This window comes from Mesorhizobium sp. M7A.F.Ca.CA.004.12.1.1 (assembly GCF_003997835.1).
Classification (GTDB): Bacteria; Pseudomonadota; Alphaproteobacteria; order Rhizobiales; family Rhizobiaceae; genus Mesorhizobium.
The window spans coordinates 1-9920 of sequence record NZ_RZRK01000153.1; the positions used below are offsets into that span (position 1 = coordinate 1).

The 9920-nt window shown below is 60.1% G+C and carries 10 protein-coding genes and 1 pseudogene; 7 read left to right on the forward strand and 4 right to left on the reverse strand.

The window, feature by feature from the left end; translation table 11 throughout:
• Positions 1 to 394, reverse strand: a pseudogene (locus EN984_RS10730) (septum formation inhibitor MinC); the annotation flags it as partial.
• Between the two features lie 295 nt (positions 395 to 689).
• Here EN984_RS10730 and EN984_RS10735 point away from each other — a divergent pair.
• Together EN984_RS10735 and EN984_RS10740 are read left to right on the forward strand one after the other, a co-directional pair.
• Complete coding sequence (locus tag EN984_RS10735) at positions 690 to 1835, forward strand: ATP-binding protein (protein WP_236382739.1); 1146 nt, start codon at positions 690 to 692, stop codon at positions 1833 to 1835.
• Positions 1822 to 4044, forward strand: a complete 2223-nt coding sequence (locus EN984_RS10740) for a S8 family peptidase (RefSeq protein WP_127268629.1) — start codon at positions 1822 to 1824, stop codon at positions 4042 to 4044. The genes EN984_RS10735 and EN984_RS10740 overlap by 14 nt, the downstream gene beginning before the upstream one ends.
• A gap of 5 nt (positions 4045 to 4049) precedes the next feature.
• Here the strand turns inward: EN984_RS10740 and EN984_RS10745 are convergent, their stop codons facing one another.
• Complete coding sequence (locus tag EN984_RS10745; RefSeq protein WP_127268630.1) at positions 4050 to 4418, reverse strand: helix-turn-helix transcriptional regulator; 369 nt, start codon at positions 4416 to 4418, stop codon at positions 4050 to 4052.
• A gap of 157 nt (positions 4419 to 4575) precedes the next feature.
• Between EN984_RS10745 and EN984_RS10750 the strand changes: the two genes are divergently transcribed.
• From EN984_RS10750 to EN984_RS10770, 5 genes are all read left to right on the forward strand, one after another.
• Positions 4576 to 4911, forward strand: a complete 336-nt coding sequence (locus tag EN984_RS10750) for a multiubiquitin domain-containing protein (RefSeq protein ID WP_127268631.1) — start codon at positions 4576 to 4578, stop codon at positions 4909 to 4911.
• Positions 4912 to 4915: 4 nt separating this feature from the next.
• A complete protein-coding gene (locus EN984_RS10755; RefSeq protein WP_127268632.1) occupies positions 4916 to 5329 on the forward strand; it encodes an E2/UBC family protein in 414 nt (137 codons plus the stop codon).
• Positions 5314 to 6726, forward strand: coding sequence for a ThiF family adenylyltransferase (locus EN984_RS10760; RefSeq protein WP_236382736.1), 1413 nt, complete (start codon positions 5314 to 5316; stop codon positions 6724 to 6726). The genes EN984_RS10755 and EN984_RS10760 overlap by 16 nt, the downstream gene beginning before the upstream one ends.
• On the forward strand, positions 6723 to 7085 hold the full coding sequence (locus EN984_RS10765) for a DUF6527 family protein (RefSeq protein ID WP_127268633.1): 363 nt from the start codon (positions 6723 to 6725) through the stop codon (positions 7083 to 7085). Before EN984_RS10760 ends, EN984_RS10765 begins: the two co-directional genes overlap by 4 nt.
• A 157-nt stretch (positions 7086 to 7242) precedes the next feature.
• On the forward strand, positions 7243 to 8190 hold the full coding sequence (locus EN984_RS10770) for an EamA family transporter (protein WP_127272007.1): 948 nt from the start codon (positions 7243 to 7245) through the stop codon (positions 8188 to 8190).
• A 401-nt stretch (positions 8191 to 8591) separates the two neighbouring features.
• Here the strand turns inward: EN984_RS10770 and EN984_RS10775 are convergent, their stop codons facing one another.
• Positions 8592 to 8939 carry a DUF2934 domain-containing protein gene (locus EN984_RS10775; protein ID WP_027035205.1) on the reverse strand — a complete coding sequence of 116 codons (348 nt, stop codon included), beginning with the start codon at positions 8937 to 8939 and terminating at the stop codon, positions 8592 to 8594.
• Positions 8940 to 9036: 97 nt separating this feature from the next.
• On the reverse strand, positions 9037 to 9645 hold the full coding sequence (locus EN984_RS10780) for a BA14K family protein (protein ID WP_127272005.1): 609 nt from the start codon (positions 9643 to 9645) through the stop codon (positions 9037 to 9039).
• Positions 9646 to 9920: the final 275 nt, after the last annotated feature.

Consider the following 9920-nt stretch of genomic DNA (forward strand, 5'->3'; position numbering starts at 1 on the left):
CAGGCGCCCTGCCCTCGGCCTTGCCCTCTTCGGAAACATCCTCCCGCGCCTTGCGGGGCAGCAGCCCATCCGTCGTCGCCTCCTTGGCGCCGACCAGCACCGGCGGCAGGTTGGGCGCGAGTGCGGCGTGGCCGTCGAGCTCGATGGCGTAGATGCGGATGCCGCGATGGCCAAGCACGTCGACCAGCGATTCGATCGCGGCGACATCGGGCTTCAAGGTGTTGAGATCAAGCACCACCGGCCGCCCGGCAAAATAGCCCGGCGAGTTGCCGATCCAGTGGTCGAGCCCCTCGAGCCACACGTCCAAAGGCGCTTCGGGCGTCAGCGTGAAAGCGACGAAAGAGCGGGCACGGAAACGAATGGATTTGGCCTCGAGGGGGGCGGCAAAAGTCACGGCTGGCGAATCCTTACTGAGAGGTAAACGCTAGCGAGGGAATGGTTAATGAATGGTTAATGCGAGGGGGGTGGAGTAAGGTTTCCAGCAGTGCTGCGCGCGGTCAAGAGATGGAGGGTTTTGGGGCAAAGCATAAAATCATCACGTATTTCGTTTTCATCTCTTCCAATTTTTATATAATAATATCAATATATTATAAGAAATTGGAAGAATATTTCACGCAGGCGGTTTCATTTTCTTCCACGGCTATGTAGGCTTCATCGGAGTTGAGGATTTGGGCCGAAATGGATACGCCGTGACAACCACAACGTCGAAATTGGAAAAAGACATAATCAATCTGGCGCGCATCGCCTTATCAGGTCGGACGCAAGACGTAATGCAGATGGTGCATCGGATGGCCAAAAACCATCGCGACAATGCACCAGACCTGTCGAACGGTCTCGTGGAGTTGATGCGGGAAGCTCCCACGCGCGCTTCGCCCCTCCGTCGGCAAACGGAGGCTGTGTTGCCTGTCGACGTCGATACGCGCTTCGCCTTGTTGCGGATCGAAGAAACACCGGCGTTGGATCATGAGCCGATCTTTTCCGCTGAAGTGGACGAAGGGCTATCACGCATCGTTGACGAGCGCGCACACGCGCAGGCGCTCCTGAAGGTCGGACTTGAGCCTACACGGTCGGCCATCTTCACTGGACCGCCCGGAGTCGGCAAAACGATGGCGGCGCGGTGGGTCGCCCGCGCGCTAAAGCGTCCGTTGCTTATCCTCGATCTCGCAGCTGTAATGAGTAGCTATCTGGGCCGCACCGGAACAAATCTCCGGCACGTTCTCGACTACGCAAAGTCGATGGACTGTGTTCTCCTCCTTGATGAATTGGATGCGATCGCCAAGCGCCGTGACGACCGGGGCGAGATCGGTGAATTGAAGCGACTCGTTACGGTCTTGATCCAGCAAATCGATGACTGGCCGGCGACGGGACTGCTTCTTGCGGCGACAAATCACTCTGAGCTTTTGGACCCAGCCATCTGGAGACGTTTCGATCTTTCGATCGAATTTCCGATGCCGGACGCGAGAGGCATATTCTCTTTCGCACAAGCGGCTTTGGCGGGCCACACGGAAAAGTCAGATCAATGGGCGGCAGCCTTGTCTGGGGCGCTGCTCGGCAAATCGTTTAGCGATATTGACCGAGATCTCAAATCGGCTCGTCGCACCGCTACAATCCGGGGCGGCGAACTCACCGACTATCTCACAAATCTTGTTCGACCTGACACCCTCGGAAAACCAGAGAGGATTGCTCTCGCCCGTACACTTGCGAATGAGGGACTAATGTCGCAACGGGCGGCGCAGCAACTCACGGGCGTTGCGCGCGAGACGATTAGGGGTGGTGGAACGTCGATGCTAAAGCCGACGTCACGCGGAAAGCGAGCACGAAATGGCGAAGCGTAATTTCCTCCTGGGAAAAGGCGAACGACTAACGAGCAATGTCGTCGTTCGCGGAGGGGCGCCGAACAAACAGGCCCCCTACACGTTCGCAGAAGCCCGTGAGCGGCTGACGCCCATGCTGGCCGCGACCGTGGAAGCACTCAACGAGTTGCCGGAAGCGGCATGCCCGGATGGTCAGGCCGTTGCGTCGGTGACACTCAATCCCGAATATATCGCCAAATCCTTCTATCCGTCCGATCTGTTTCGGCAGACTGGATTGCAGGCGGTGGGCAGCCGCCCGCGCCGCATCAAGCCAGCCAAGAAATCCAAGGGACGGGAGCCTCAGGAAACGCTCACCACGGAGCTGTTCGTGCTTGGCCCAAAGGATGCGTTCCGTTCGTGGGAACGGTCCCTTCCCGCCTGGGTCTCCGGGACGCATCTTGCGGAAGATATGGTGACGATTGAAGAGATTGCCGCTCCGACGGCGCGTGACAAAATCAAGGGTCCGCTTCCCAAAAGCAAGGACGCGGTGTTCGAAGTCGTCCTTCACACCGATCAGCTTTTCGGAGAAACTGAGGCTCTCCCTGCATTTCAAAAGTATGTCCGGTCGCTCGGTATCGATCAGAAGTTTGACAAGCGCTTTTATGCAGGCGGGCTGTGCTTCCTCGAACTTGAGGCGCCGGTCGCACTCGCTGACGAGATCGCCACGTTCACGATCGTTCGCGCGTTGCGGGAGATGCCGCGGCTTCGAATTCTCCGTCCGGCTTTTCGTACATCCGGCGTGCCGTCGCAGTCACTGACGCTGCCAACGAAACCCGCCCTCGACCCATCCATCAAGACTGCGATATTCGATGGCGGGCTTCCGGCCACGCATCCGCTTGGCCCTTGGTCAACAGCGATCGACGGTCCGCATGTTGGCGCGTCACATCCCGAACTGCTTAAACACGGGCTGCAAGTTACATCGGCGCTGCTATTCGGACCTCTCGATCCAACCAAGCCTGTGCCGGTCCCCTACTCCAATGTCGATCACTACCGCGTGCTCGATATGACGCCCGGGCAAAACCCGCACGAGCTCTACGAGGTTCTCGAACGCATCGACACCGTTCTCAACAATACCGACTACGACTTCGTCAATCTGAGCCTCGGCCCGAGTCTCTCCATTGAGGACGACGATGTCCATGCCTGGACCGCAGTGCTCGACGAACGGTTTTCGCAGGCCGACACACTGGCAACGATCGCCGTCGGCAACAATGGCGAAGGCGACGCCGCCATGGGGTTCAACCGCATCCAAGTGCCGGCTGATTGTGTCAACGCACTCGCGATCGGCGCCGCAGATTCTCCAGATACGCCTTGGCAGCGAGCGGCATATAGCGCCGTAGGCCCCGGCCGCAGTCCGGGCTTGGTGAAGCCGGATTTTGTCGAATTCGGCGGCTCGATGCAAAGACCTTTTCTCGTTGTCGCGGAAGGCGGGGTCAGCAAACTGGATCCAACCGGCGGAACGTCGTTCGCCGCTCCGAGCACGCTCCGTCTCGGGACCGGTATTCGCGCACATTTCGGGCACAATCTCAACCTGCTCGCCGTGCGAACGCTGCTCGTCCACTCGATTGAGGCGAGCGAGATTCCGCACAACGAAGTCGGCTGGGGGCGCCTGGCGCGCAATATCGACGACATCGTTCTTTGCGAGGACGATATGATCCGTGTGATTTATCAAGGCAAAATTTCGCCCGCGAAATACATTCGGGCGATGGTGCCGATGCCCGACAGCGAATTGTCCGGCATGGTCGAGATCACGGCGACGCTTTGCTACAAATGCAACACTGATCCGCATCATCCCGGCAATTATACGCGTGCGGGTTTGCAGGCGACCTTCCGGCCGCATGACGAGAAGTTCAAGAAAGACGATCAGGTTCACCCGAATACCAAGTCGTTCTTCGGCGACCCCGGACTCGGCGCCGGGGAAGACGAACTGCGCCGCGATGCCTGGAAATGGGAGAATTGCCTGCACGCGAGCAGACGGCTCAACGCGAAGAGTCTCAGCCGGCCATCTTTTGACATCCACTACAATGCGCGTCTCGAAGGCCGGAGTTTCTCGCCGGCCGAGCAGCTTCCCTACGCACTCGCCGTGACAGTCCGCGCGCGCAAGATCGCAGATCTTTACGACCAGATCGTACGAAAATACGCCACGGTGCTGGAGCCCATCAGGCCGGTGGTTGACATTCCGGTGCGGACATAGGGAGGCTATTTCGAACTGCGAAGGAACCGAAGATATTCCAACAGTTTGACGTCTTCTTCGGGTGAAAGATTGAGCTCTGTAAAGCTGTTGCGCGCCGGCTTGTGCGCCGAAGTCTTCGAAGTGACGGCGTAGCCCGCCATCTGCATCAGCTGCTCGTAGTTTATTCGGTACACCTGCGCGAGAACATGGAGCACGTTGGGCGACGGTTTCTTGATCTTGCCGTTCTCAATCTGGCTCAAATACGCGTTCGAGACTTCGCGTTTTGTGGCTGTTTCGACCTCCCGCAGTTTCATGCCGCGGTCTTCACGAATCGAGGCCAAATACTGCCCAAGGCTTGCCTTCAGTTCAGTTTTTCGTTCAATCGTGTTATTCATTCTTCACCATAACCGTTTGATTCCTTTCGGATTATAACACTTTTTGCTCAGTCTGTCAAGCGTGCTAATTTCTGCTTGACGTTCTTAGCAAGCTTCTGCTAGTATGCAGAAAGTTGCCGGCAAAGGGATCGGCATCGCCACTTGAAGGAACATAAAAATGGATACCCACGAGAACGGGATCGATCCCGGTGAAGAACAGGTCCTCGACGACATCATCGACCTCGAGGAATACGCCAAGCTTGGCAAGCAGCCCCCGCTCGCGAAAGGATACCGGCTGCAGGTCAACGGCAAGCCGTATGTCATCCTGAAGCCGAATCCGACCGGCGAGGAAATCCTGACGCTGGCGGGTCTCCTGCCCGCCAAGGACTATACGCTCCGCCTCAAAATGGCGGGCGAGCGCCCCGAGAAGATCGGGCTGCACGAACCTATCGACCTGCGCCGCAAGGGTATCGAAAAGTTCAAGGCCTTGCCCCGCGACCAGACGGAGGGCTGACAAGATGTCCCTGCGCCGCAACTTTGAACTCGGGGAGGAGGACGAGGCGTTCCTCCAGCAGTATGAGCGTCCGTGGGAGACCATCATCGACGGATCGCCATGGGTGCTTATCCACGACTTTCCCGTGCCCAAGGGCTACGACCATGACAAGGTCATAGCGGCGATCCGGATCGAATCCGGCTATCCGCATGCCCAGCTCGATATGGTTTACTTCTATCCCGGACTCCAGCGCATCGACGGGCAACCGATCGGGCGCACGGAAGCACGGCAGGCCCTGGACGGAAAGACGTTTCAGCGCTGGTCGCGGCACCGCACGGGAGCGAACCCGTGGAAACCCGGCTTCGACAATTTGGGCACGCATATCTTCCTCGTGGAAGAATGGCTTGAGCGAGAGTTCGAAAAATGCCCGGCAAAATGAGCCTCGCCCTATCGGGCGATCAGCACGCTCATCTGAAGAGCTTCCTCTTCCCCGGCGACGGCTGCGAAGCCGTCGCTATTCTTCTTTGTGGCCGCCGCAACGGTGACCGCGTGCACCGGCTGACGGTACGCGAAATTCATGAGGTTCCATACGATCAGTGCCTTGAGCGTTCGCCAATTCGCGTGGTTTGGAGTCCCGATTACATCGCGCCGATCCTGGAGAGAGCCACCGAGAAGGGGCTTTCTATCATCAAGGTGCACAGCCATCCGGGCGGATATCCTGAATTCTCGGACATCGACGATGACGGCGATCACCGGCTTCTACCGATGATCCGCGGCTGGGTTGAGGCGAATATCCCGCACGGCAGCGCGGTCATGTTGCCTTCTGGTGAAATGTTCGGCCGCGTGCTGCTCGACTACGGCGTCATGCGTTCCTTGAGCTGCATCAGCGTGGCGGGCGATGACCTCCTCTTCTGGTATCCGAACAGCGGCAACGTCGAGGTTCCGAGTTTCGCCGCCTCGCATGCGCAAGCGTTTGACGAAGGCACGATCGAACGCCTTGGCAAGCTTTCCATCGGCGTTATCGGCTGCTCGGGAACGGGCAGTCCTGTGATCGAGCAGCTGATGCGTCTTGGGGTCGGCGAACTTGTCATCGTCGATGATGATGCGATCGAAGATCGCAACGTCAATCGGATCATCAACTCCACAATGGAAGATGCCCGGCTGGGCCGGAAGAAAGTCGACGTGATCGGCGACGCCATCGACCGAACCGGTGTTGGCACCAAAGTCATTCGGCTGGCCCAAAATCTGTGGGACCCGGACGTCGTCCGTGCGCTTGGACAATGCGATGTGCTCTTCGGTTGCATGGACACGGTTGATGGACGCTACCTGCTGAACTGTATCGCAACCCAGTATCTCATCCCCTACTTCGACATCGGAATAAGGCTCGACGCCGTACGTGATGGGTATAATCGCGGACAGATTCGGGAAGTGTGCGGGACGATCCACTACCTACAGCCAGGCCGCTCGTCGCTGATGAGCCGCGATCTGTTCTCGATGGATGACGTGTCGGCCGCGGGACTACGCCGCACAGATCCCGAGGCGCATCTATTGCAGGTCGAAGACGGCTATATCAGAGGTGTCGCAAATCGCCGACCCGCCGTGATCAGCGTAAACATGCTGGCCGCGGCACTTGCCGTTGATGAATTCCTCGCCCGGCTTCACCCGTTCCGCGAGCTGGTCAATCGGGAGTATGCAAGCGTTACGTTCAGCCTCGCCAGCATGGAACTGATCACCGAGCCCGAAGTAGGAATATGCTCTATCCTGTCCTCGAAAGTGGGCCACGGCGATGTCCGCCCGCTTCTGGGCATACCAGAGCTCGGAAAGCGGACTACATGACCTGGCTGATTCAGTTTCTGGCGTGGCTGCTTTCGCTCCCGGGGCGCTGGTTCGATCGACCATACAAGACGATCGTCGTGCGGATCGCACTCCCTGGAAAATTGCGTAAGAAGACCCTCTACGTTGTCGAAGAAGACGGCTTCGAAGAACAAGCCGCAATGCTCTGCCCTCGCTGTCACGACCACATCCTTCACATGAATCTGCTGCCCGACGAGCGACCCTGCTGGAAAGTGACGCGGCATGAAGACGGCACAGCGACGCTGCACCCCTCCGTCTGGAGGAAAAAGGATTGCGGTGTTCACTTCTGGTTCCGTCATAGCCGTGTCGAGTGGGTGAAGGAAACGACGACGCTGCAATAGGTTGGTAATCCCATGGACGTTACCCTTCCTCGCTCCGTCGAAGAGATAGGACGGCCGAGCGTGGCTTCCTTCTCAGCCTTTCAAAACGGATGCACGACCCAGCGACACAGGCTATGTTGCCCCGTCCGGCCGAGGTCGTCGAAGGGGGAGGCATGACATGCAGGCAATGCCGATAGCGCATCAAGCCGCGCAACCCGTGGTCTCCCTGACCGGCTATCCGGCCGCCGTGCTGTGCTGGCTGCTTTCGGCTGGTGTCTATATCGCGGCCAAATGGGTGGCGCCTGAAATGCCGCCCTGGGGCCTCTGCTTCTGGCGGCTGACGCTGGCCTGCGCCATCCTGCTGCCGATCGTGCACCGTCATCACGACGCGATGATCGGGCTTTTGCGAACGCGCGCCGTGGAGGTCGTCGCCGTGGGGGCGATCGGCCTCACGCTGTGCCAAGGTATGATCTACCACGGCCTCAACGACACCGACGCCACCACGGCCGGCATCATCATGGCGCTGTCGCCGGTCATGACGATGGTGCTCGCCCGTTTTGTGCTTGGCGAGCCGCTCGGCCTGTGGAAGTCGCTTGGCGCCCTGGTTGCGCTTGCCGGGATGATCTTCATCGTTGCCCATGGCAACCTGACGGCGCTGCTGCAACTCAAGCTCAACGCCGGCGAGCTGTGGATCGTCGGCAGCGCGTTCTGCTGGGGCCTCTACACCGTGCTTTTGCGCCGTGCCAAATTCGGCATCGAACTCCTGCCGATGGTCGTGCTGCTGCTCGGCGCCGGTGCGCTGGTCGCCTTGCCTTTCCATGTGTGGGAATTGTTCAACGACGAACGCTCCGCCATGGACGTCGACAGCCTTCTCGCACTCGCCTATCTGGCAGGTCCCGGCGGCGCCTTGATGTACTATCTCTACAACAAAAGCGTGCAAACGCTGGGCGCGAGCCGGGCGAGCATGCTGCTCTACCTGCAGACGGTGTTCGTGGCCATGCTCGCCTATCTGCTGCTCGGCGAGGGCTTGCACGATTACGATCTGGTCGGTGCGGCCTTCATCGTCGCCGGCATCGTACTCGCCACAATGGTCAAGCCCAGGCCGGCTCAACCACGCGTGGCGTAGAAATCTCGCGGGTGACGGCTGTGCGGCGGGCAACAAAAAACCCGCCTGCGCGGCGGGTCACTGGCGCAAATCAGCACCATAGGCAAAAATGTAGCATAGCTGCCCTCACCGGTCAAGAAAAAATTCCTATCCACGTCAGCCAAGGTGCCCGCCGGACACATGCATTCCCGGGCCAGCGGCGCACTTGCGGTGGAGGCCGACATTCAAACGAAAGTAAATTCAGTTCCAACTTGACGGAACATTAGCTAGAGCTAATTGTTGATCTGTGCGGCAGGTGGTGCCCTCCATCGCCTGCCGAAGATCGGCCGTCCGATCGGCCCGCGTCCTCCGCCAGAGGCGCGGGCTTTCGGGCCGGGTGACCGGCCAGCCCTCGCAACGGTAGTTCTGTCCTCAGCTTCCGGTCATTTCGCCAGTCCCTCATCGGGGTTTCGCCGCCTTTTGGCCTTCAGGCTGCGGGCGGCTTGCTCGATTGCCGCGCGGTCATTGCCCAGGCGGTCGAGCAGTTCCTGCGCCTCGTCGCCCGATATGCCGGTGCGCACCGCCAGCGCCTCGACCTCCAGCACGTCGGAGCTGGCGATCTCGCCGGTTTCGGGCAGCGCGTCATCCGCCGTCAGCGGCAGGGCCGACTCGCGGTCGATCTCCGCCTCGGCCTGGTGCCAGTGCCGCTCAGGGTCGCCGTGCATGCGGCCTTCCCGTTCCCAGATCTGGTAGGCGCGCTCACGAATTCTGTCGTCCCGGTCGTCGCTCATGGTCAGTCCTCCTTGGGGTCAGGGTTGAACGCCGCGCCAGTGCGGACGCTCCGGAAAATCCGCGCGATCGGATCGCCATGCCGGGCGGCGCGCGGGGCTACTGGCATTGCCGTCTCGGGCCGCCTGAATAGGGCTGGTAGGAGTTGTCTTCCGGGCGGTAGGAGCGGTAGCGGCTGAAGCAGGAATCGACATGGTCGGCCGAAAGTGCGGCGCCGCCATCGTCGGCAACGTAGACGCCCAGGCCGGCGCCGTTTTCGTCGCCATCGCCGGCGGCGGGCAAAACAGCCTGACCGGCGGCTTGGAGATAGGGCGAGATGCAGGGGCGCAGCTGCCCGCTGTAGGAGCGATAGCTGTTGTCGTCCGGATGGTAGGAGCGATAGCGGCTGGCGCACCAGGCGAGATGCGAAGGCGGCAATTCGGTCGTCGTGGGCGCGATCGCGCCGGTGACCGTCGGGTCGGGCGGTGTTTCCTGCGGTTTGGCGGGGATGTCGGGCGGCGCGGACTGTTTGGCCGGCAGGCGTTCGAGGCCCTGCCCGGCCTTGTTCACCGGCCGCGCCTTTTTGGTCCACAGCTCCGCCACGCTGACGGTGGCCGTCGCCTGGCGCGGCGGCTTTGCGGCAAGCAGCCAGGCCGCAAAACCCAGTCCGCTGCCGAAGACCGCAAGGGTCAGCACGAAGCCGCAGACCAGGCCCAAAACCGCTTTCACGACACGCTCCTTAAGTCCCTGCTCATAGAATGCGGGGCCTCAAGGCTGGTTCCAGAAAAACGCCGGCGCCGAAGCTGCCAATCTCCCCACAGGTGGGGGAGATGGCCGGCAGGCCAGAGGGGGGCGCCGTAGGGCGCTCACGGGCGGAGGCTTCCCCTCCCCCGCAAGCTCCAACAAAGAGGGCCACCCCCCGCCCAGACACAGTTCAGAAACAATATTCAACAGTTCGGAAAAACTGCCGAAAAGATCGGATGGCATAAGCATCCCACAACAAC

Coding starts and splice junctions, on each gene's coding strand:
- EN984_RS10770 (WP_127272007.1), top strand. CDS start 7,243: ATGCAGGCAATGCCGATAGCGCATCAAGCCGCGCAACCCGTGGTCTCC.
- EN984_RS10765 (WP_127268633.1), top strand. CDS start 6,723: ATGACCTGGCTGATTCAGTTTCTGGCGTGGCTGCTTTCGCTCCCGGGG.
- EN984_RS10745 (WP_127268630.1), bottom strand. CDS start 4,418: ATGAATAACACGATTGAACGAAAAACTGAACTGAAGGCAAGCCTTGGG.
- EN984_RS10760 (WP_236382736.1), top strand. CDS start 5,314: ATGCCCGGCAAAATGAGCCTCGCCCTATCGGGCGATCAGCACGCTCAT.
- EN984_RS10775 (WP_027035205.1), bottom strand. CDS start 8,939: ATGAGCGACGACCGGGACGACAGAATTCGTGAGCGCGCCTACCAGATC.
- EN984_RS10750 (WP_127268631.1), top strand. CDS start 4,576: ATGGATACCCACGAGAACGGGATCGATCCCGGTGAAGAACAGGTCCTC.
- EN984_RS10755 (WP_127268632.1), top strand. CDS start 4,916: ATGTCCCTGCGCCGCAACTTTGAACTCGGGGAGGAGGACGAGGCGTTC.
- EN984_RS10740 (WP_127268629.1), top strand. CDS start 1,822: ATGGCGAAGCGTAATTTCCTCCTGGGAAAAGGCGAACGACTAACGAGC.